At 64.7% G+C, this 20944-nt stretch carries 19 protein-coding genes; 4 read left to right on the plus strand and 15 right to left on the minus strand.

Features of this window, described 5'->3' with window-relative positions; all coding sequences use genetic code 11:
• The first annotated feature begins 5 nt into the window (after positions 1–5).
• The 3 genes from coaE (at position 6) to ACS7SF_RS06475 (ending at position 1726) form a co-directional block, all read left to right on the plus strand.
• The gene (gene coaE / locus ACS7SF_RS06465; protein WP_439892214.1) at positions 6–620 is read left to right on the plus strand and encodes a dephospho-CoA kinase; all 615 of its coding nucleotides are present in this window, start codon (positions 6–8) and stop codon (positions 618–620) included.
• Positions 621–752: 132 nt separating this feature from the next.
• Entirely contained in the window at positions 753–1511 is a 759-nt protein-coding gene (zapD, locus tag ACS7SF_RS06470; RefSeq protein ID WP_439892215.1) for a cell division protein ZapD, read from the plus strand.
• 8 nt (positions 1512–1519) lie between these two features.
• Complete coding sequence (locus ACS7SF_RS06475; protein WP_439892216.1) at positions 1520–1726, plus strand: DNA gyrase inhibitor YacG; 207 nt, start codon at positions 1520–1522, stop codon at positions 1724–1726.
• Here ACS7SF_RS06475 and ACS7SF_RS06480 read toward each other — a convergent pair.
• The 5 genes from ACS7SF_RS06480 to ACS7SF_RS06500 all read right to left on the minus strand — a co-directional run bounded on the left by ACS7SF_RS06480 (position 1719) and on the right by ACS7SF_RS06500 (position 8408).
• Positions 1719–2180, minus strand: a complete 462-nt coding sequence (locus ACS7SF_RS06480) for an NUDIX domain-containing protein (RefSeq protein ID WP_439892217.1) — start codon at positions 2178–2180, stop codon at positions 1719–1721. The two genes, ACS7SF_RS06475 and ACS7SF_RS06480, sit on opposite strands and share 8 nt — an antisense overlap.
• The gene (locus ACS7SF_RS06485) at positions 2170–3054 is read right to left on the minus strand and encodes an ATP-binding protein (protein WP_439892218.1); all 885 of its coding nucleotides are present in this window, start codon (positions 3052–3054) and stop codon (positions 2170–2172) included. The genes ACS7SF_RS06480 and ACS7SF_RS06485 overlap by 11 nt, the downstream gene beginning before the upstream one ends.
• A 16-nt stretch (positions 3055–3070) precedes the next feature.
• Complete coding sequence (gene argJ, locus ACS7SF_RS06490) at positions 3071–4300, minus strand: bifunctional glutamate N-acetyltransferase/amino-acid acetyltransferase ArgJ (RefSeq protein WP_439892219.1); 1230 nt, start codon at positions 4298–4300, stop codon at positions 3071–3073.
• A gap of 73 nt (positions 4301–4373) precedes the next feature.
• The gene (secA, locus tag ACS7SF_RS06495) at positions 4374–7178 is read right to left on the minus strand and encodes a preprotein translocase subunit SecA (protein ID WP_439892220.1); all 2805 of its coding nucleotides are present in this window, start codon (positions 7176–7178) and stop codon (positions 4374–4376) included.
• Between the two features lie 264 nt (positions 7179–7442).
• Positions 7443–8408 carry a M23 family metallopeptidase gene (locus ACS7SF_RS06500; RefSeq protein ID WP_439892221.1) on the minus strand — a complete coding sequence of 322 codons (966 nt, stop codon included), beginning with the start codon at positions 8406–8408 and terminating at the stop codon, positions 7443–7445.
• 68 nt (positions 8409–8476) lie between these two features.
• Here ACS7SF_RS06500 and ACS7SF_RS06505 point away from each other — a divergent pair, with 68 nt between their 5' ends.
• Positions 8477–8986, plus strand: coding sequence for a DciA family protein (locus ACS7SF_RS06505; protein WP_439892222.1), 510 nt, complete (start codon positions 8477–8479; stop codon positions 8984–8986).
• Positions 8987–9033: 47 nt separating this feature from the next.
• Here the strand turns inward: ACS7SF_RS06505 and lpxC are convergent, their stop codons facing one another.
• The 10 genes from lpxC to murD all read right to left on the minus strand — a co-directional run bounded on the left by lpxC (position 9034) and on the right by murD (position 20881).
• Positions 9034–9951, minus strand: coding sequence for a UDP-3-O-acyl-N-acetylglucosamine deacetylase (gene lpxC / locus ACS7SF_RS06510; protein ID WP_439892223.1), 918 nt, complete (start codon positions 9949–9951; stop codon positions 9034–9036).
• 242 nt (positions 9952–10193) lie between these two features.
• On the minus strand, positions 10194–10694 hold the full coding sequence (locus ACS7SF_RS06515; protein ID WP_439892710.1) for a peroxiredoxin: 501 nt from the start codon (positions 10692–10694) through the stop codon (positions 10194–10196).
• Between the two features lie 391 nt (positions 10695–11085).
• Entirely contained in the window at positions 11086–12285 is a 1200-nt protein-coding gene (gene ftsZ / locus ACS7SF_RS06520) for a cell division protein FtsZ (RefSeq protein WP_439892224.1), read from the minus strand.
• Positions 12286–12425: 140 nt separating this feature from the next.
• Entirely contained in the window at positions 12426–13658 is a 1233-nt protein-coding gene (ftsA, locus tag ACS7SF_RS06525; protein ID WP_426395127.1) for a cell division protein FtsA, read from the minus strand.
• Positions 13655–14566, minus strand: a complete 912-nt coding sequence (locus ACS7SF_RS06530) for a cell division protein FtsQ/DivIB (protein WP_439892225.1) — start codon at positions 14564–14566, stop codon at positions 13655–13657. The genes ftsA and ACS7SF_RS06530 overlap by 4 nt, the downstream gene beginning before the upstream one ends.
• Positions 14567–14603: 37 nt before the next feature.
• Entirely contained in the window at positions 14604–15599 is a 996-nt protein-coding gene (locus ACS7SF_RS06535) for a D-alanine--D-alanine ligase (RefSeq protein WP_439892711.1), read from the minus strand.
• A gap of 17 nt (positions 15600–15616) precedes the next feature.
• A complete protein-coding gene (murC, locus tag ACS7SF_RS06540) occupies positions 15617–17032 on the minus strand; it encodes a UDP-N-acetylmuramate--L-alanine ligase (RefSeq protein WP_439892226.1) in 1416 nt (471 codons plus the stop codon).
• A gap of 14 nt (positions 17033–17046) precedes the next feature.
• Positions 17047–18147 carry an undecaprenyldiphospho-muramoylpentapeptide beta-N-acetylglucosaminyltransferase gene (gene murG / locus ACS7SF_RS06545; protein ID WP_439892227.1) on the minus strand — a complete coding sequence of 367 codons (1101 nt, stop codon included), beginning with the start codon at positions 18145–18147 and terminating at the stop codon, positions 17047–17049.
• A complete protein-coding gene (ftsW, locus tag ACS7SF_RS06550; RefSeq protein ID WP_439892228.1) occupies positions 18144–19385 on the minus strand; it encodes a putative lipid II flippase FtsW in 1242 nt (413 codons plus the stop codon). The genes murG and ftsW overlap by 4 nt, the downstream gene beginning before the upstream one ends.
• Positions 19382–20881 (minus strand): UDP-N-acetylmuramoyl-L-alanine--D-glutamate ligase, encoded by a 1500-nt coding sequence (murD, locus tag ACS7SF_RS06555; RefSeq protein WP_439892712.1) that lies wholly within the window; start codon positions 20879–20881, stop codon positions 19382–19384. The genes ftsW and murD overlap by 4 nt, the downstream gene beginning before the upstream one ends.
• Positions 20882–20944: the final 63 nt, after the last annotated feature.

Here is a 20944-nt window from a genome sequence, read left to right on the forward strand (position 1 = left end):
CCGGCATGCGCGTGATCGGGTTGACGGGCGGCATCGGCAGCGGCAAGAGCTACGTCGCGGATCGCCTCGCCGAACGCGGCGCCGCCATCGTCGACACCGATGCCATCGCGCACGAAATCACCGCGCCCGGTGGCGCCGCCATCCCCAAGCTGGTCGACACGTTTGGCACCGGTATCCTGCGCCCCGATGGGGCCATGGACCGCGACGCCATGCGCGCCCTCGCCTTCTCCGACGCCACGGCCAAGGCACGGCTGGAGCAGATCACGCATCCGCTGATCCGCGAAATCGGCCTCGCACGCGGGGCTGCGGCGCAGGCATCGGGCGCCCATCCGTACCTCGTCTATGTGGTCCCGCTGCTCGTGGAATCGTTGGCGGGGCATCAAAGCTGGCGCACGCTGGTCGATCGCATTTTGGTGGTCGACTGCCCCGTCGAGACGCAGATTGCCCGCGTGATGACTCGCAACGGCCTGCCGCGCGCGCAGGTGGAAGCCATCATCGCTCGCCAGGCCAGCCGCGAAGCCCGCTTGGCCGCCGCTGACGACGTGATCGACAACAGCGGCACGCTCGTCGAACTCGGCGCCCAGATCGACCGTCTGGACCAAGCCTATCGGTCGAACTGAAATAGCCTGAAAGCGATCGCCACAGCCCTTTGCATTGTGATGCGCGAGGGTCTCGCATAGAATGCGGGCAGATCGAAGCCAAACGGGCTTCGGGGCCTATGCCAGCAGGCCCGCAAACCGGGCACCCACGTTTTGATCCTGTACGAATATCCCTTCAACGAACGCATTCGGACGTTGCTGCGTCTCGAAGACTTGTTCGAGCGTCTGGATTTCTTTCTCGCGCAGGAACATCCGCTGCAGCACCATGTGGCGCTGACCACGCTGTTCGAAGTCGTTGACGTGGCCGGTCGCGCCGACCTCAAGGCCGACCTGCTCAAGGAGCTCGATCGCCAGCGCCAGACGCTCACCGCGCTGCGCGCCAATCCGCAGATCGACCAGGACGCGCTCGACGCCGTCATCAGCGAGCTGGAAACCGCCTCGGGCAACCTCACCGCCACCCACGGCAAAGCCGGACAACTCATCGCCGACAACGAGTGGCTGACGAGCATCCGCAGTCGCGCCATCATCCCCGGTGGCACGTGTGAATTCGATCTGCCGGCGTATTTTGCATGGCAGCATCACGCCGCCGAGCGCCGTCGCGCCGATATCATCAAATGGGCTCAACCGCTGGTACCGCTGCGCGATGCGACGATGATCGTGCTGCGCTTGCTGCGCGAGTCTGGCCAGAGCGGCAAGGTGATTGCTACGGCGGGGAGTTATCAACAGATGCTGTCGGGCCGCGTGTACCAGCTCATGCAGGTGCGCCTGGACGATGCGGCGCTGGGGTTCATTCCCGAGATCAGCGCCAACAAGTACATGCTCTGGGTGCGCTTTACCCAACAGGATGGCGAGGTGCGCCCGAAGCCGGTCGACGCGGATATCCCGTTCCAGCTCAAGCTCTGTAATTTCTAGCCTTTGCGATGAACGTGAAGACCGTCAAATGCCCCACGTGCGGCAAGCCGGTGCCTTGGGTCCCGGAAAGCCGCTACCGCCCGTTCTGCTCCGAGCGTTGCAAGCAGATCGACCTTGGCGCCTGGGCCGCCGAGCAATACACGATCCCTGTGGTGGAAGAGGATGATCTGCCGCCCGAAGCTCCGGGCAGCGACACGACAGGCAAGCTCAACTAGCCGCCGCTTCCTCGCGCATCCACTCGAAGACAGGCAACGTCGCCGGCAGCACCGGATCGACGCTGATCGGCAGCGTCTGCCAGGCGAAGTCCTGGCCCTCCAGCGCACGCAACGTCCCATCCCACGCCGTCACCTTGCAGAAGTGCAGTCGCACGTACGCGTGCGGGTAGTCGTGCTCGATGGTGTGCCACGGCACGCAGGTGCGTAGCGTGACATCCAGCTCTTCCTTCAGCTCACGCGTGAGCGCCGCTTCCACCGATTCGCCCGCTTCCAGCTTGCCACCCGGGAATTCCCAGTAACCCGCATACGGCTTGCCCTCGGGGCGCTGCGCCAGCAGGAACTGGCCATCCGGCTGCACCAGCACGCCAACAGCCACTTCGGTGATCTTGCGGCCGTCAGGGGTGTGGGTTGACACATCCTTCGGCGGCACTTGCGTCAGGTTGTCAGTCGACATGCTGCCGCCCATGCTTGCCACCCCAGTCGCGGGCGAACTGCCATGCCACGCGGCCCGAACGCGAACCGCGCTCCAGCGCCCACACCAGCGCATCGCCACGTGCAGCGGCGATGTCCTCGTCGCTGCAGCCGAAGTGCTTGAGCCAGTGGCCGACGATGGTCAGATATTCCTCCTGCTTGGGCGGATAGAACGACAGCCACAACCCGAAGCGCTCCGACAGCGAGATCTTCTCTTCCACCACCTCGCCCGGATGGATTTCGCCGTCCGAGGTGTGCTGATAGGTCTCGTTGTCCTTCATGTACTCGGGCAGCAGGTGGCGCCGGTTGGACGTGGCATAGATCAGCACGTTGTCCGACTGTGTCGCCACCGAGCCATCGAGTGCAGACTTCAGCGCCTTGTAACCCGATTCACCTTCCTCGAACGAAAGGTCATCGCAGAAGATCGCGAAGCGCTCGGGGCGCTGCGCGAGTTGCTCGACGATGTCGCCCAGGTCGGCCAGATCATCCTTGTCGACTTCGACCAGGCGCAGGCCTTCACCCACAAACTCGTTCAAACACGCCTTGATGAGCGACGACTTGCCGGTCCCGCGCGCGCCCGTGAGCAGCACATTGTTGGCGGGCAGCTTGTTCACGAACTGGCGCGTATTGGCGACGATGGCGTCTTTCTGGCGCTCGATGTTGTGCAGGTCGCTCAGGTGGATCGGCGGCAGCTGGCGGATCGGCGCGAGATAGCCGATGTTGCCGAACAGGCTCTGGCGCTTGCGCCAGCGGAAGGCAACGGCCTCGTTCCAGTCGGCTTCGGTCAGCTCGGGCGGCAGCCATTGCTCGAGCCGCCCCAGGAAGCGGTCAAGCCGTGCAGAAAGATCGGACGACATCGCGGCGTGCCCCGGATTACGAGCGGTAGTCCGCGTTGATCGACACGTAGTCGTGCGAGAAATCACACGTCCACACCGTGGCGTTGGCGTCGCCGCGGCCGAGCGCGATGCGCACGGTGATCTCGGCTTGCTTCATTACGCGCTGGCCGTCTTCCTCGCGGTAGTCGGGGTTGCGACCGCCGTCACGGGCGACCCACACGTCGTCGAGCCACAGGTTGACGCCGTTCACGTCGAGGTCCGTCACACCGGCATAGCCGACGGCGGCCAGGATACGGCCCAGGTTGGGGTCCGATGCGTAGAACGCGGTCTTGACCAGCGGCGAGTGCGCCACCGCATAGGCGATCTGGCGGCACTCTTCAACATTGCGGCCGCCTTCCACCTGGATGGCCATGAACTTGGTTGCACCCTCGCCGTCGCGCACGATCTTCTGCGCGAGGTCTTGGGCGAGGCCCGTCAGTGCATCGCGCAGTGCGGCGTAGTCGGGATGCGATTCGGAATCAATGCGCGGCGTGCCGGCGCGGCCCGTGGCGATGATGACAAACGAATCGTTGGTCGAGGTATCGCCATCCACCGTCACGCTGTTGAACGAGCGGTCGGCGGCGTAGCGCACGAGGCCTTGCAGCACGGCTTCGTCCACATTGGCATCGGTGGCGATGAAGCCAAGCATCGTCGCCATGTTCGGGCGGATCATGCCCGCGCCCTTGCTAATGCCCGACATGCGCACAGTCTTGCCCGACAGCGTGCACGTGGCAGACGCTGCTTTGGGTACGGTGTCGGTAGTCATGATGGCTTCAGCGGCGGCCAGCCAGTTGTCCGGCTTGGCATTGGCCTGCGCAGCGGGCAGCCCTGCGATGATGCGATCGACCGGCAGCGGCTCCAGAATCACGCCCGTCGAGAACGGCAGCACCTGCTCCGGCGACAGGCCCAGCAGCTTGGCGACGGCATCGCACGTCTGACGTGCAAGCGCGAGACCCGGCGCGCCGGTGCCCGCATTCGCGTTGCCCGTATTCACGACGATGGCGCGTGCGCCCTTGCCGCTGGCCAGATGCTCGCGGCACACCTGCACGGGTGCGGCGCAGAAACGGTTCTGCGTGAACACGCCGGCCACGCTCGAGCCCTCGGCAATACGCACCAGCAGCACGTCCTTGCGATTGGCCTTGCGCACACCGGCCTCGGCCCAGCCAAGGTCCACGCCGTCGATCGGCAACAGGGAGTCAGCGGCGGGCGCGACGAGATTCACAGCCATGGAGCACACCTTTCAAATGAGGATGCCCGCAGTGCGGGCATCGTGAATCAACAGAAAACGAGGCGAAGCAGCGTCAGGCCAGCTTGCCGTGGCACTGCTTGTACTTCTTGCCCGAGCCGCACGGGCACGGGTCATTGCGACCGACCTTGGGCACTTCGCCCGCCAGCGCCGCCACAGCAGCCGATGCCGCCGAACGGTGGGCCGGCATGCCCGGCTCTGCACCGTGAATCTCGGCATCGCCCGCAGCCACTTCGACCAGTTCGCTGAACTCGTCGTGCTTGTACTGCACGTTGGAGAGCGCAGACAGATCCTCTTCGATCTGCTCGGAAGCCTGCTCCAGCTCTTCCTGCGACTGGATGCGCACGGTGAAGACGATGCGCGTGACTTCGTTGCGGATGGTATCGAGCAGGCGGCCGAACAGTTCGAACGACTCGCGCTTGTATTCCTGCTTCGGATCCTTCTGCGCATAGCCACGCAGGTGAATGCCCTGGCGCAGCATGTCGAGCGCGGCCAAGTGTTCGCGCCAGTGCGTATCGAGGCTCTGCAGCATGACCGAACGCTCGAAGCCGGCGAAGGACTCGCGGCCGACCTGTGCAACCTTGCCTTCGTACACAGCTTCAGCGGCGTCCAGCACCATCTTCAGCAGCTCTTCGTCCTCGATGGACTCGGCGGACTCCAGCGTCTTCACCAGCGGCTGATCAACACCCCAGTCTTCACGCAGGGTCTTCTCCAGACCGGCGACATCCCACTGCTCTTCCATGGTCTCGGCCGGCACGTAGGTGCGGAACAGCTCGGTGAACACGGATTCGCGCAGGTTCTTGACCAGATCGCCCACGTCCTGCGCTTCGAGAATCTCGTTACGCAGCTTGTAGATTTCCTTGCGCTGATCGTTGGCAACGTCGTCGTACTGCAGCAGTTGCTTGCGGATGTCGAAGTTGCGGCCTTCCACCTTGCGCTGGGCGGATTCGATCGAGCGCGTGACGATGCCGGCTTCGATCGGCTCGCCTTCTGGCATCTTCAGGCGGTCCATGATCGCGCGCACGCGGTCACCCGCGAAGATGCGCAGCAGCTGGTCGTCCAGCGACAGGTAGAAGCGCGACGAACCCGGGTCACCCTGACGGCCGGCACGGCCACGCAGTTGGTTGTCGATCCGGCGCGACTCGTGGCGCTCGGTGCCGACGATGTGCAAGCCACCCGCAGCCTTCACCTGCTCGTGCAGCGATTGCCATTCGTCCTGCAACTGCTTCACGCGCGCGGCTTTTTCTTCTTCGGAGAGCGATTCGTCGGCCATCACAAAGCCGGCTTGCTTCTCCACGTTGCCGCCCAGCACGATGTCGGTACCGCGACCGGCCATGTTCGTGGCGATGGTGATCGCCTTGGGGCGGCCCGCTTCCGCGATGATCGCGGCTTCGCGCTCGTGCTGCTTGGCGTTGAGCACCTGGTGCGGCAGCTTCGCCTGGTTCAGCAGATTCGACAGCAGCTCGGAGTTTTCGATGGACGTCGTGCCCACCAGCACCGGCTGGCCACGCTCGTAGCAATCGCGAATGTCGCGGATGACAGCGTCGTAGCGCTCCTTGCCGGTCTTGTAGATCTGATCCTGCAAGTCCTTGCGCTGCGGCGTGCGGTTGGTCGGGATCACCACGGTCTCCAGGCCGTAGATCTCCTGGAATTCGTACGCTTCCGTATCCGCCGTGCCGGTCATGCCCGACAGCTTGTTGTACATACGGAAGTAGTTCTGGAACGTGATCGTCGCCAGCGTCTGGTTTTCCTGCTGGATCTGCACGCCTTCCTTGGCTTCCACCGCCTGGTGCAGGCCGTCGGACCAGCGACGGCCCGACATCAGACGGCCGGTGAATTCATCGACGATCACCACTTCACCGTTCTGCACCACGTAGTGCTGGTCGCGGAAGAACAGGCTGTGCGCGCGCAGGGCGGCGTACAGGTGGTGCATCAGCGTGATGTTCTGCGGCGCGTAGAGCGACTCGCCCTCGCCGATCAGGCCGGCTTGCAGCAGGATTTGCTCGGCCTTCTCGTGGCCCGATTCGGTCAGGTAGACCTGGTGCGATTTCTCGTTGACGTAGTAGTCGCCCGGCTTCTCGACGCCCGTGCCGTCAGACTTTTCTTCGCCGATCTGGCGTGTGAGCTGCGCCGGGATGCCGTTCATGCGGCGATACAGATCAGTGTGGTCTTCGGCCTGGCCGGAGATGATCAGCGGGGTCCGCGCTTCGTCGATCAGGATCGAATCCACTTCGTCGACGATGGCGTAGTTCAGCGGACGCTGCACGCGCTGGCCAGCGTCGTACACCATGTTGTCGCGCAGGTAGTCGAAGCCGAACTCGTTGTTGGTACCGTAGGTGATGTCCGACGCGTAGGCGGCCTGCTTCTGGTCGTGGTCCATGGTGGTCAGGTTGACCCCCACCGACAGGCCCAGCCAGTTGTAGAGCTTGCCCATCCACTCGGCATCGCGCTGGGCGAGGTAGTCGTTGACCGTCACCACGTGCACGCCCTGGCCGGAGATGGCGTTCAGGTACACCGCCAGCGTAGCGGTCAGCGTCTTGCCTTCACCGGTGCGCATTTCGGCGATCTTGCCGTCGTGCAGCACCATGCCGCCAATGAGCTGCACGTCGAAGTGCCGCATCTTCATCACGCGCTTGCTGGCCTCGCGGCACACGGCAAACGCTTCGGGCAGCAGCACGTCGAGCGTCTCGCCCTTGGCAAAGCGTTGGCGGAATTCTTCGGTCTTGGCCTGCAGCTCGGCATCGGACAGCGCTTCGAACTTGGGCTCGAGCGCGTTGATCTGCGCCACCTTGCGGCGGTACTGTTTGATCAGCCGTTCATTGCGGCTGCCGAAAATCTTCTTGAGAAGGCCCGTGATCATCGATGGCTAGGGCCGGCGAGCCACCCGGAAAACGCTTCGCGAAAAGCGGCGAAACACAGGCGGCGCAATGGCCCAGAAATGGGTTGGCGCAAGGGTTGGCGCAAAGGCGGGAGTTTAGCATGTGCACAACACCCGCTTGATGGCAGCAAACTCGCCGGATGTGGCAGGAACGCCGCACTCTGGGGCCGCACCCGAACGCCGTCCGGGCAGCCACGCAATCACGCTGAATTGGGGACGGCGCCCCCGATTGCAACCCGGGCCGGATCAGTGGCCGGCAGCCGCCATGCTCTTGCCGATGTCCGCCGCTGCCACCTTCGGGGCAGTCGCCTTGTTGGCCGCCATCTTGGGCTGGCCGGCATTCTCGAGGAATGCCACCGGGTTCTGCGGCACGTCGTTCACATGCACCTCGAAGTGCAGATGCGCGCCGGTAGCGCGGCCCGTGCGGCCGATCAGCGCGATGCGCTCGCCCGCCTTCACGATGTCACCGATCTTCACGAACACTTTGGACGCGTGGGCATACCGCGTCTTCAGGCCGTTGCCGTGATCGATGTCGACCATGTTGCCGTAGTCGCTGCGGAATTCACTGGCGACCACCACGCCGCCGGCCGCCGCCACGATTGGGGTACCGACGGGCGCCACGAAGTCCACGCCCTCATGCTGCGTACGCCGGCCGGTGAACGGATCAATGCGCGTGCCAAAGCCCGACGAGTCGTAGCCGACGGCCACTGGACGCACCGTCGGCATCATCTTGGCGTGGATCTGGCGATCCATCAGGGTGCTCTCGAGCACGCTGAGGTAGTCGTTGCGCTGGTCGGCCGAGCGCGTCAGACGGTTCAGCTCGGACTGGATCTCCGGCATCGACATCGGCCGCGAGAACGTGCCCTCCGGACCACCCCGCCCCGGCTGGGACTTGAAGTCGAACTCGCGCGGTGGCACGCCTGCCAAACCCGACACGCGGGCGCCCAACGCATCCAGGCGCGCGATCTGCGCCTGCATTTCGCCGATGCGGGCGGCCATCAGGTTGAGGTTTTCGCGGGTCACGCGCGGGTCGGCGCCGGCCACTGCCGGCGCACCGGCGACGGGCAGCAAGCCTTGCTTGGCGGCCAGCCACGTCCCGCCGACAGACAAGCCCGCCACGGCGAGCAACGCCACGCCAAGGCTGACGAACACGCCGCGTCGCGACAGGTGGACCGCGCCGGCCTTGCGCGGATGAATCAGGATGATCTGCATCGCTCTTTTCCGGACAAAAAAGCCGCCCGACGGCACGAAAGCGCGGTCAAGCGCCCTACAATGCCGGCATGCGAATCTTTGTTCATCCCGCTCTCAAAACGCCGGTGGCAAAACCCGTTCAGGACTGGCTGTCGGGTGCCGGTTCGGTCGGCTCGCTGATGCGGACCGCCAGGCAATTGGCGTCGTTGGAAGCGGAGGTGTTGTCGCTATTGCCGCCCGGCTTGGGCGGCGGCGTAGCCATCGGTGGCATCAAGAACGATGCGCGCGATAGCCGGGAAGCGACTCTGGTGCTGCTCGCCGCACATAGTGCGGCTGCGGCGCGCCTACGGCAGGTGGTACCCACCTTGCTAGAGCGTCTGCAGCGCCGGGGATCGCAGATTACCGCAATTCGTGTACGGGTACAACCGCAGGGCGGCAATGACAGCTTGTGGCCACAAGAGACCCAAAAGCCGCCTAAACGCGCCAAGATGACAGCAGTTGGAGTCAACAGCCTTGCTGCGCTCGCGTCAGAACTACCGGATTCGCCACTGCGCAAGGCCCTGGCCGAAATGGTCGGACGACATATCGCCCCCAAATGAAAAACGCCCCGCGGGGCGTTTTTTTTGCATGCAACCGTGTCAGCCGATCACGAAAACGCGGGCTGCAACTGCGGCAGAAACGCACGCGGTGCCTCTTCCACCTTGTCGAACGTCACGATCTCGTAAGCCGTTTCATCGGCCAGCAGCGCGCGCAGCAGCGCGTTGTTCAGACCGTGCCCCGACTTGTGCGCCGTGTATGCGGCAATCAAGGGATAGCCCACCACGTACAGGTCCCCAATGGCGTCGAGAATCTTGTGGCGGACGAACTCGTCGCCGTAGCGCAGTTCGTCGTTGTTCAGCATGCGGTGCTCGTCGAGCACGATAGCGTTATCGAGACTGCCGCCGCGCGCCAAGCCAACTTCGCGCAGCATCTCGACTTCGTGTGCGAAACCAAAGGTGCGTGCACGGGCGATTTCGCGCGTGTAGCTGGTGTCGGCGAAATCGATCTCGAACGTCTGGCCGGTCTTGTCGACGGCCGGGTGACGGAACTCAATCGTGAACGCCAGCTTGAAGCCGAAGTACGGGTCTAGGCGGGCAAGCTTGTCGCCTTCGCGGATTTCCACCGGCTTGGTCACGCGGATGAAACGCTTGGCCGCGCCCTGCTCTTCAATGCCCGCCGATTGCAACAGGAACACGAACGAGGCAGCGCTGCCGTCCATGATGGGAATCTCTTCCGCGTCGACATCCACATAGAGGTTGTCGATGCCAAGACCTGCGCAGGCGGACATCAGGTGTTCGACGGTCGAGACGCGCGCACCATCCTTCTGCAGCACGGAAGCCAGGCGGGTGTCGCCGATGGCGTTGGCGTTGGCGGGAATTTCGACGGCCGGGTCCAAGTCCACGCGCGTGAACACGAGGCCCGTGCCGGGCGCGGCCGGGCGCAGCGTCAACGTAACCTTGCGGCCCGAGTGCAACCCGATGCCGACGGTCTTGACGACGGACTTGATGGTGCGTTGTTTCAACATGGCCGCCCTCAACTCACGAAATTTCTATGATTGTTTTTATCTATGCGACACGCATAGGTGATAACCCTAAGCATACCATTTTCACACCCCTGCCTTCAAAACGACTTTTGTATCGGGATGTTAGGGGTGCACACGCTTTGCTCAATCTCGCTGCCAGCATATTCAACGCCCGGCGCGCGCCGGCCACGCGTGGACGTGGCAGCCGGCGGATTGGCGCCATTTTGGGGCATGCTGGCGTGACGTCAGAGGATCGCCAGAATCGATTCCGCATTGCTCACGGCAAATTGGCCGGGCGCTTCCACCTGTAGCGCTGTTACCACACCGTCTTTGACGACCATCGCGTAGCGCTGCGACCGCACGCCCATACCGCGCTTGGAGAGATCTTGATCGAGGCCGAGCTTGCGCGTGAACTCCGCGCTGCCATCCGCCAGCATGCGGACCTTGTCTTCGGTGCCTTGCGCACGGGCCCATGCGCCCATCACGAAAGCATCGTTGACGGATACACACCAGATTTCGTCGACACCCTTGGCGCGCAGCGCATCGTAGTGCTCGACATAGCCGGGCACGTGGCGCGCGGAGCAGGTCGGCGTAAAGGCGCCAGGCAATCCGAAGACGACGATCGTCTTGCCTGCGGCCAGATCCTGAACGGAAAAAGCATTGGGCCCGAGCGCGCAGCCGTCCTTTTCCACTTCAAAGAACTCGTAAAGCGTCGCGTCGGGAAGCGGTTGACCAGGCTGGATCATGATCATCAGTGAGTGCGTGTGAATATCGGGATCATAGAACCTGTGCGGCGACCGCGCAGCCGGTTCACAAAAACGAGACCGCCCGCGTGAGGGAATCACGCGGGCGGTCTTGGGAGACAACATCATCAGGCCGTAGCCGGTAGAACAGGCATCGCGCGCTACACGATGAACGGACACACCCGCCGGGCGGGCTGGACCCTTCCGGGGAGGCGGCCAGAGGCCGACCTGCCCGGCGGCAACGACTATGTCCGGTTCATCGCGCGCTGTCGGCTTGCTAGCGACGGGCCATCACACAACGGCGGTCACGGGAGGGGAGCCGTGAACCGCGCGCGGCGTGCGGTGCCGCAGGCAGCTGGACGTGCACGGGTGCCTATCGAACCAACTCGCCCGATCAGTCCGCCTGCTTGCGCAGGAATGCCGGAATGTCGTACGTGTCGACGCCCTTCTCCTGCAGCGCTGCGACGTGAGCCGATGCCGACTCACGCGAGCTGCGCCACACGGCCGGGGTGTCGAAGTTGCTGTAGTCCGGTGCCGCTGCCATCGAGTGGCTGGCGCCACCGCCAAAGGCCACGGGTTGGTTGTCGGTACCGGTCTTCAGCAACGTCATCGTCTGCTGCTGTTGTTGCTTGTTGCGGGCAGCGCGGCCCAGGCCGGTGGCAACCACGGTCACGCGCAGTGCGTCGCCCATGGCGTCGTCGTAGACCGTACCGAAAATGACGGTGGCATCTTCCGCGGCATAGCTGCGGATGGTGTTCATCACTTCCTTGGTCTCGGACAGCTTGAGCGAGCGGCTGGCCGTGATGTTGACCAGCACGCCACGCGCGCCCGACAGGTCCACGCCTTCCAGCAGCGGGCTGGCGACGGCTTGCTCGGCAGCCAGACGTGCACGGTCGACGCCCGACACGGTGGCCGTGCCCATCATCGCCTTGCCTTGTTCGCCCATCACGGTCTTCACGTCTTCAAAGTCGACGTTCACGAGACCGTCGACGTTGATGATTTCCGCGATGCCGGCCACAGCGTTGTGCAGCACGTCGTCGGCGCACTGGAAGCACTTGTCCATCTCGGCGTCGTCGCCCATGACTTCGAAGAGCTTCTCGTTGAGCACGACGATCAGCGAATCGACGTTGCCTTCCAGGTCATTCGCGCCGGCTTCGCCCATCTTGGCGCGGCGTGCGCCTTCGAAGTCGAACGGCTTGGAGACCACGCCCACGGTCAGGATGCCCATTTCCTTGGCGATCTGTGCGACCACCGGAGCGGCGCCCGTGCCCGTTCCACCGCCCATGCCGGCGGTAATGAAGACCATGTGCGCGCCGCGCAGTGCGTCGGCGATCTGCTCACGAGCCTCTTCTGCGCAGTGCTTGCCGACTTCCGGCTTGGCGCCGGCGCCCAGGCCCGTGCTGCCCAGTTGCAGCACGCGCGATGCGGTCGAGCGCTTGAGCGCTTGCGCATCGGTGTTCATGCAGATGAATTCCACGCCTTGCACGCCGCGGCTGATCATGTGCTGCACGGCGTTACCGCCCGCACCGCCGACGCCGACCACCTTGATGATGGTGCCGTCCTGCATTTCCGTTTCAATCATGTCGAAGTCCATCGTTGCCTCCAGAAGTGATCAGTCCCAGACGATGCAGCCTCCCCGCCGCAACCCCTGGTTCCTGAACAAAAAACATCAAAACAAGAAACTCAACTTGCTCCCCCCAGGGAGCACATCGCCAACACCCAGCGCGCACGCGCTTAGAAGTTGCCGATGAACCATTCCTTCATGCGCGTCCACATCTGCTTGGCAGAACCGGACTGCACAACCACCTTGCGCCCGCGCATGCGCTGCACGCGACCTTCCTGCAGCAGGCCCATCACCGTGGCATAGCGCGGGCTCTTCACCACCTCGTGCAGGTTGCCGCGGTACTCGGGCACGCCCACACGCACGGGCTTCAGGAACATGTCTTCGCCCAGCTCGACCATGCCCGGCATCATTGCGGTACCGCCAGTGAGGACCACGCCGCTGGAGAGCAGTTCCTCATAACCCGATTCGCGCACCACCTGATGCACGAGCGAGAACAGCTCTTCCACGCGCGGCTCGATCACGGCGGCCAGCGCCTGGCGCGAGAGCGTGCGCGGGCCGCGATCGCCCACGCCGGGTACATCGATCATCTCGTCCGGATCGGCCAGCACCTGCTTGGCGATGCCGTACTGGATCTTGATGTCCTCGGCGTCCGGCGTCGGCGTGCGCAGGGCCATGGCGACGTCGTTGGTGATCTGGTCACCGGCGATGGGGATCACGGCCGTATGGCGGATCGCGCCTTCGCTGAAGATGGCGATGTCGGTCGTGCCGCTGCCGATGTCGACCAGCACCACGCCAAGTTCTTTTTCGTCTTCGGTCAGCACCGCGAGGCTCGATGCCAGGGGCTGCAGGATCAGGTCATGCACCTCAAGCCCGCAGCGGCGCACGCACTTGACGATGTTCTGCGCCGCGCTCACTGCGCCGGTCACGATGTGCACCTTCACTTCCAGACGGATGCCGCTCATGCCGATTGGCTCGCGCACGTCTTCCTGGCCGTCGATGATGAATTCCTGCGTGAGGATGTGCAGGATCTGCTGATCGGTCGGGATGTTGACAGCCTTGGCGGTCTCGATCACGCGCGCCACATCGGTGGAAGTAACTTCCTTGTCCTTGATCGCCACCATGCCGCTCGAATTGAAGCTGCGGATGTGGCTGCCGGCGATGCCCGTGAACACCTCGCCGATCTTGCAGTCAGCCATCAGCTCCGCTTCTTCGAGCGCTTTCTGGATCGACTGGACGGTCGCCTCGATGTTGACGACCACGCCCTTCTTGAGCCCCTTCGATTCGGTCTGGCCCATGCCGATGACCTCGTAGGCGCCGTCGGGGCGCAGCTCGGCCACCACCGCCACTACCTTGGAGGTGCCGATATCCAGCCCGACCAGAAGATCCTTGTATTCCTTGCTCATCGCGTTTTCTCTGTGCTTCGCGTTGCTTTGTTGTTGGCCACCGGCTTACCCCCCAGCGTGGCTTTCGGCTTTGCGGCACTGCTGGTGCCATTCGTGGTGCCGGGCAACTTGCCCCCCTTGGCCAGCACCGCAGCCTGCGCATCGGTCAGGAAGCGCACACCCGCCGCCCGAACCGCGAACCCATTCGGGTAACGCAGGTCGGCGTATTCAATCTGACCGCCCCAGCGCTTCGTCACCTCGGGCCACGCACGCACAAAGCGGCGGGCACGCGTGGCGAGCGCGGTGCGGTCATCGTCATTCAGTTCGCGGCCAAACTCGATGACCGTGCCGTTGGACAACCGCGCACGCCAGGCGTAGCGGTCGGTGAGCGTCACGCTCAGCGGCTCGGCATTCATCGGCTTGAACCACTCCGTCATGGTTTCCAGCTTGTCGACCACGTCTTGCTCGGTGCCTTCGGGGCCAGCCAGCGCCACGAGTTCGGCGTCGTCTTCGGCCTCGGCCAGGTTGGCCACGAAGACTTCGCCATACGTGTTGACCAGCTTGCCGGAGTCGTTGCCGCCCCACGTGCCCAGCGCTTCGTGCTCCTGCACTTCGACCAGCAGACCGTTGGGCCACACACGACGCACACTCGCACGGCGTACCCACGGCACCGACTCGAACGCGGCACGGGCCTCATCCAGGTTCAGCGTGAAGAAGTTGCCGCGCAGCTTGGCCAGCGCGTTGGCACGCACGCTCGGCCCGCTCACGTGATGCAACTCGCTACCGGCCATCGGCATCACGCGCACCTGCTGCAGCTGGAACAGCGGACGCTGCATCAGCCACATCGCCCCAACACCCAAGCAACCAAGCGCGAGCAGCGCATACAGCGCGCTCGCGATGGCGTTGAGAAGACGGGTGTTGTGCCACATAACGTTGTGCGATTCGGTTTGGCTGACGTTTCGTCGGTTATTCGGGTTTCCAATCGGCGCTCGCGTGCAGCTCCAGCGACGCGGACGCCGCCAGTTGCAACACGAAGTCCTCATAACTGATACCAGCGGCGCGCGCGCCCATCGGCACCAGCGAATGGCCGGTCATCCCCGGCGACGTGTTCATCTCCAGCAGGAACGGTGCGTTGTCGGACTTGCGCAGCATGATGTCGGCGCGGCCCCAGCCGCGGCAGCCCAGCCCGCGATAGGCTTGCACCACCAGCGCCTGCACGCGCGCGGCCACGTCGGCGGGAATCGGTGCCGGGCACTCGTAGCGCGTGTCGTCGGTGAAGTACTTGTGCTGGTAGTCGTAATTGGCCTGCGGCGCGACGATGCGGATGAGCGGCAGCGCAGTGGCGCTCTCGCCTTCACCGATGATCGGACACGTCAGCTCATCGCCGTCGATGAACTGCTCGGCCATCACATCGCGGTCCAGGCGCGCGGCCTTCTCGTAGGCGGCGGGCAGCTCGGCCACGTTCGTCACCTTCGTCAGGCCAATCGACGAGCCTTCGCGCGCCGGCTTGACGATCAGCGGCAGGCCCAGGCGGTCGGCCACGGCTTGCCAGTCAGCGCCGGCGTGCAGCATGACGAAGTCGGGCGTCGGCAGACCGTGCGTTTGCCATTGGCGCTTGGTGGCTTCCTTGTCCATCGCCAGCGCAGACGCTAGTACGCCGCTGCCGGTGTACGGAATGCCGAATTGCTCCAGCAAGCCCTGGATCGTGCCGTCTTCGCCAAATCGGCCGTGCAGCGAGATCACCACGCGGTCAAAGCCCTGCGTGGCAAGATCAGCCACGGGTTGCAGGCCCGGATCAAATGGGTGCGCATCGACGCCGCGCGAGCGCAGCGCCGCCAGCACGCCATTGCCCGACAGCAGCGAGATTTCGCGCTCGGCCGAGCGGCCGCCCAGCAGCACGCCCACCTTGCCGAGAGACTTCGGATCGATGGTCGGATGCGCAACGAACGGGCCAGTCGCCATCGTGGTCATGTCTGTCGTCATGCCTGTGCTCCTGCCTGCCGCGCCACCACCTGACCGGGCACTTGGCCGATCGACCCGGCACCCATGGTGATGACCACATCGCCGTCCTGCGCCGCATCCAGGATCGCTTGCGGCATGTCTTCAATCTGTTCCACGAATACCGGCTCGATCTTGTTGGCCACGCGCAGCGCGCGCGTGAGCGCTCGGCCATCGGCAGCCACGATAGGCGGCTCACCGGCGGAATACACCTCGGCCAGTAACAGCGCGTCGACCGTGCCGAGCACCTTTACGAAGTCTTCAAAGCAATCGCGCGTGCGGGTGTAGCGGTGCGGCTGGAACGACAACACGAGACGACGATCCGGGAACGCGCCGCGTGCGGCAGCCAACGTGGCCGCCATCTCGACCGGGTGGTGGCCGTAGTCGTCGATGAGCGTGAAGGTGCCCTTGCCGTCGGCCGTCGGCACTTCGCCGTAGCGCTGGAAGCGGCGGCCCACACCGTTGAACTCGGCCAGCGCCTTGACGATGGCCTCGTCCGGCACTTCGAGTTCGGTGGCGATGGCGATGGCGGCCAGCGCGTTCTGTACGTTGTGCAGGCCCGGCAGGTTCAGCGTGATCGACAGCGGCGGCTCGGCGTGTCCGTTGATCTGACGGATCACGGTGAATTCCATGCGGCCATCGACAGCGCGCGGGTTGACGGCGCGCACCTGCGCATCTTCGGCAAAGCCGTAGCGCACGACGGGCTTCGAGACGAACGGCAGGATCTCCCGCACGTTCGGATCATCCACGCACAGCACGGCGATGCCGTAGAACGGCAGGCGCTGCGTGAACTCGATGAAGGCCTGCTTCAGGCGCGAGAAATCGTGCCCGTAAGTCTCCATATGATCGGCATCGATGTTGGTGATGACTTCGATCACGGGGAACAGGTTGAGGAACGACGCGTCGGATTCGTCCGCCTCGGCGACGATGAAGTCGCCCGTGCCCAGCCGCGCGTTGGCACCAGCGGAGTTGAGGCGACCGCCGATCACGAAGGTCGGGTCCAAGCCGCCCTCAGCCAGCACGGAGGCGACCAGGCTGGTGGTCGTCGTCTTGCCGTGCGTGCCGGCAATCGCGATGCCCTGCTTGAGGCGCATCAGCTCGGCCAGCATCACCGCGCGCGGCACGATGGGGATGCGCTTGGCACGCGCGGCCAGCACTTCGGGGTTGTCACCACGCACGGCGGTGGACACCACCACGGCGTTCGCGCCGATCACGTGTTCTGGCGCATGGCCCTGCATGATGGTGGCGCCCAGCGATGCCAGGCGCTGCGTGGTCGCGCTTTGCCCCAGGTCTGAGCCCGTCACGCGGTAGCCCAGATTCAGCAGCACCTCGGCGATGCCGCTCATGCCGGCGCCACCGATGCCCACGAAATGGATGTTTTTGACGATGTGCTTCATATCGATTCGATTCCCTATGCCCGTGCCACCGAAACACACACGTCGGCAACACGCTCGGCCGCTTCAGGCCGTGCCTGTTCGCGTGCTTTAGCCGCCATATCGGCCAATTGCGCACGCGTTAGGGACGCGAGTGTATCCGCCAGCGATGCCGGCGACAGTTCTGGCTGGGGCACCAACAGGGCTGCACCGCGCTCCGACAGGAAGCGCGCGTTGGTGGTCTGGTGATCGTCCACCGCATGCGGGAACGGCACGAACAGCGCCGCGACACCCGCCGCGGCCACTTCTGAAACGGTCATGGCGCCCGCGCGGCAGATCACGAGATCGGCCTGCGCATACGCAGCGGCCATGTCGTCGATGAAGGGCACAGCTTGCGCGTGCGTGTCGTCAATGCCTGCGGCAGCGTAGTTGGCGCGCAGTGTGTCGATCTGTTTGGTGCCGGCCTGGTGAATCACGATCGGGCGTGTATCGGCCGGCAGCAACGCCAGCGCCTTGGGCACGACGTCGTTGAGCGCTGCAGCGCCCAGGCTACCGCCGACGACCAGCACACGCAGCGGGCCGGTGCGCTCCGCATAGCGCGCCTGTGATGATGGCAGCGTTGCCAAATCGGCGCGGATCGGATTGCCGACCCACTCGGCGCCGGACAGCGCGTTCGGAAACGCGCACAACACGCGATCGGCCACGCGCGCGAGCACGCGGTTGGCGAGGCCAGCAATCGAGTTCTGTTCGTGCAGCACCAGCGGGCGGCCCAGCAGCACGCTCATCATGCCGCCCGGGAAAGTGATATAGCCGCCCATGCCCAGCACCACGTTCGGACGCACGCGACGCACTACGCCCAGGCTTTGCCAGAAGGCACGCAGCAGGTTCAACGGCAGCAGGAACTTGGTGACGAGGCCCTTGCCGCGCACACCGCCAAACTGCACCGACTCCAGCGGGAAACCGTGCTTGGGCACGAGCTGGCCTTCCATGCCGTTCGCGTTACCAAGCCACACGACCTTCCAACCGCGCGCGGCCAGCAGCTTGGCCACCGACAATGCGGGGAAGATGTGGCCGCCCGTACCGCCGGCCATGACGAGAAGGGTGCGCGGTGACCGATCTGGCGACATACGGGTCGTCATACCTTGCCCCCACGCATCAGCACGCGGTTCTCGTAGTCAATACGCAGCAACAGTGCGACCGCTACGCAGTTCAGCAAAATGCCCGAGCCACCGTAGCTCACCAACGGCAGCGTGAGGCCCTTGGTCGGCAGCAAGCCCAGGTTCACACCCATGTTGATGAACGCCTGCCAGCCGATCCAGATCCCCAGCCCCTTGGCGACCAGGCCGGCGAACGTGCGGTCCAGCTGCAGCGCGGTACGGCCGATCTCGAATGCCCGGCGCACCATCCAGTAGAACAGCAGGATCACGATCAGCACGCCAATGAAGCCAAGCTCCTCGCCGATCACCGCGAGGATGAAGTCGGTGTGCGCTTCGGGCAGGTAGTGCAGCTTTTCGATGCTGCCGCCCAGGCCGACACCGGTCCACTCGCCGCGGCCGAAGGCGATGAGCGAGTGCGTCAATTGGTACGCCTTGCCCTGCGCGTATTCCTCTTGCCACGGATTCAGGTACGCGAAAATCCGCTCACGCCGCCATGGCGACAGCAGCACCAGCAATGAGAACGTCGACACCGCCGTCAGCACCAGCCCGCCGAACAGCTTGCCGTTGACGCCGCCCAGGAACAGGATGCCCATCGCCACGGCTGCGATCACCAGGAACGCGCCCATGTCGGGTTCCAGCAGCAGCAGCGCACCCACGAAGGCCACTGCCACGCCCATCGGCAGGAAGCCTTTGCGCACGCTCTGCATCCAGTCTTGCTTGCGCACGGTGTAGTTGGCGGCGTACAGCACCACCGCCAGCTTCATCAACTCGGATGGCTGGAAATTCATGATGCCCAGCGGCAGCCAGCGACGCGCGCCGTTCACGCCTTTGCCCACGTGCGGAATCAGCACGATCACCAGCATCACCAGCGCGATGATGAAGAGCTTAGGTGCGTACTTGTCCCAGAACTTGATCGGAATCTGAAACGCCACGACCGCGCCGATCACCCCGATCAGGAGCGAGAACATGTGACGCGTCAGAAAGTGGCCGTTGCTGTAGTTCGCGTACTTGGGCGAATCCGGCAGCGCGATCGACGCCGAGTACACCATCACCAAGCCGAGCCCCAGCAGCACGATCGCCACCCACATCAGCGGCTGGTCGTACTCCATCATCTTGGAGCGCGTCGGCTTGACGCCCGAGACGGCGTCGCGCAGGCCGCCCCACGCGTTGCCGATGGTCGCGCCGATGAAGCCGCTGCGCTTGATCTGGGTGTCGCTCATAGGAGGACTCCTCGGTCGGCGGCGAGCGCCACCACGGCTTCGTGGAACACCTGCGCGCGGTGCTCGTAGTTACGGAACATGTCGAAGCTCGCACACGCCGGCGACAGCAATACAGCATCACCCGGCTGCGCGCGTGCGGCAGCGTCCTGTACGGCGACTTCCAGCGTCGGGGCGTCGACCAGCGTGACACCGGTATTGGCCAGCGCTTCGCGGATCAGCGGTGCGTCGCGCCCGATCAGCACGACCGCGCGCGCGTACTGCGCGACCGGCGCGGCCAGCGGCGAAAAGTCCTGCCCCTTGCCATCGCCGCCCGCAATCAATACCACGTGCTTGGAAAGGCCCGACAGCGCCGCCACCGTCGCGCCGACGTTGGTGCCCTTGCTGTCGTCAAAGAATTCGATGTCATCAAACGCGGCGATCAGCTCAACGCGATGCGGCTCGCCGGCGTAGTCGCGCAGGCCGTGCAACAGCGCGCTGACCGGCAGGCCGATCGCGCGGCACAGCGCCAGCGCGGCCATCGCGTTGGTGGCGTTGTGCAGGCCACGGATGCGCAGTGCGTCGGCCGGCATCAGGCGCTTGAGGCGCACCGGTACGGGCGCGGCGGGCGCCGTGTCGCCCTTCTTGCGGCGCGTCGGTTTCGGCAGATCGTCTTCGTCGGCTTCGGCCAGCACGATCCACGGCATGCCGCCATCGCGCAGCAGGCCGAGTGCATCAGGCGTGGCCGGCTCGTCAATGCCAAACGTGATGTCGCCACCCGATTTGCTGGCGAATGCCATCACAGCCGCATCCTGGCGATTCAGTACACGTGTGGTGTTGGCACCGAAGATGCGGCCCTTGGCAGCGGCGTAAGCCTCCATCGAGCCATGCCAATCCAGGTGATCCTGGGTGATGTTCAGGATGGTCGCCGCATCGGCATCGAGCGTGTGCGTGGTTTCCAGTTGGAAGCTGGAGAGCTCCAGCACCCACACGTCCGGCAACGTGCCGGCATCCACGCATTCCGTGAGCTTGTCCAGCGCCGACGGGCTGATGTTGCCCGCCACGCCGACGGTCTTGCCGGCGCGCTCGGCCAACGCACCGGTGAGCGCGGTGGTGGTCGTCTTGCCGTTGGTGCCGGTGATGGCCAGCACGCGCGGCGCGTAGCCTTGCGCGGCCTTCATGCCGGCCAGCGCACGGGCAAACAATTCGATTTCGCCCCACACGGGGATGGCGCGTTCGTTGGCGGCTGCCAGCAGCGCAGCGACGTTGGCATCCAGTGGCGACAGGCCGGGGCTGATCGCCGCCAGCGTCACACCTTCCAGCAGCGACACGGCGAACGGGCCGCTCACGAATTCCGCATCCGGCACGTGCGCGCGCAGCGTCGGCAGATTGGCCGGCGCTTCGCGCGTGTCTGCCACGCGCACACGTGCGCCATGACGGGCGCACCAGCGCGCCATCGCCAAGCCGGATTCGCCCAGGCCAAGCACCAGCACGAACGGCGCATCGAACTCGCCGAACATGCGCGGCTCCTGCACGGCTTCGACGGCAGGCATCGGCTCGGCGGAGTCGAGCGTGGCGATGAC

This window comes from Ralstonia sp. 25C, assembly GCF_051904805.1.
Taxonomy (GTDB): domain Bacteria; phylum Pseudomonadota; class Gammaproteobacteria; order Burkholderiales; family Burkholderiaceae; genus Ralstonia.

What these genes read in the sequence shown, in the direction of transcription:
- coaE (WP_439892214.1), top strand. Translation starts at nt 6, where the DNA reads ATGCGCGTGATCGGGTTGACGGGCGGCATCGGCAGCGGCAAGAGCTAC.
- ACS7SF_RS06475 (WP_439892216.1), top strand. Translation starts at nt 1,520, where the DNA reads ATGAACGTGAAGACCGTCAAATGCCCCACGTGCGGCAAGCCGGTGCCT.
- ACS7SF_RS06480 (WP_439892217.1), bottom strand. Translation starts at nt 2,180, where the DNA reads ATGTCGACTGACAACCTGACGCAAGTGCCGCCGAAGGATGTGTCAACC.
- ACS7SF_RS06485 (WP_439892218.1), bottom strand. Translation starts at nt 3,054, where the DNA reads ATGTCGTCCGATCTTTCTGCACGGCTTGACCGCTTCCTGGGGCGGCTC.
- argJ (WP_439892219.1), bottom strand. Translation starts at nt 4,300, where the DNA reads ATGGCTGTGAATCTCGTCGCGCCCGCCGCTGACTCCCTGTTGCCGATC.
- secA (WP_439892220.1), bottom strand. Translation starts at nt 7,178, where the DNA reads ATGATCACGGGCCTTCTCAAGAAGATTTTCGGCAGCCGCAATGAACGG.
- ACS7SF_RS06500 (WP_439892221.1), bottom strand. Translation starts at nt 8,408, where the DNA reads ATGCAGATCATCCTGATTCATCCGCGCAAGGCCGGCGCGGTCCACCTG.
- ACS7SF_RS06505 (WP_439892222.1), top strand. Translation starts at nt 8,477, where the DNA reads ATGCGAATCTTTGTTCATCCCGCTCTCAAAACGCCGGTGGCAAAACCC.
- lpxC (WP_439892223.1), bottom strand. Translation starts at nt 9,951, where the DNA reads ATGTTGAAACAACGCACCATCAAGTCCGTCGTCAAGACCGTCGGCATC.
- ACS7SF_RS06515 (WP_439892710.1), bottom strand. Translation starts at nt 10,694, where the DNA reads ATGATCCAGCCTGGTCAACCGCTTCCCGACGCGACGCTTTACGAGTTC.
- ftsZ (WP_439892224.1), bottom strand. Translation starts at nt 12,285, where the DNA reads ATGGACTTCGACATGATTGAAACGGAAATGCAGGACGGCACCATCATC.
- ftsA (WP_426395127.1), bottom strand. Translation starts at nt 13,658, where the DNA reads ATGAGCAAGGAATACAAGGATCTTCTGGTCGGGCTGGATATCGGCACC.
- ACS7SF_RS06530 (WP_439892225.1), bottom strand. Translation starts at nt 14,566, where the DNA reads ATGTGGCACAACACCCGTCTTCTCAACGCCATCGCGAGCGCGCTGTAT.
- ACS7SF_RS06535 (WP_439892711.1), bottom strand. Translation starts at nt 15,599, where the DNA reads ATGGCGACTGGCCCGTTCGTTGCGCATCCGACCATCGATCCGAAGTCT.
- murC (WP_439892226.1), bottom strand. Translation starts at nt 17,032, where the DNA reads ATGAAGCACATCGTCAAAAACATCCATTTCGTGGGCATCGGTGGCGCC.
- murG (WP_439892227.1), bottom strand. Translation starts at nt 18,147, where the DNA reads ATGACGACCCGTATGTCGCCAGATCGGTCACCGCGCACCCTTCTCGTC.
- ftsW (WP_439892228.1), bottom strand. Translation starts at nt 19,385, where the DNA reads ATGAGCGACACCCAGATCAAGCGCAGCGGCTTCATCGGCGCGACCATC.
- murD (WP_439892712.1), bottom strand. Translation starts at nt 20,881, where the DNA reads ATGTTCGGCGAGTTCGATGCGCCGTTCGTGCTGGTGCTTGGCCTGGGC.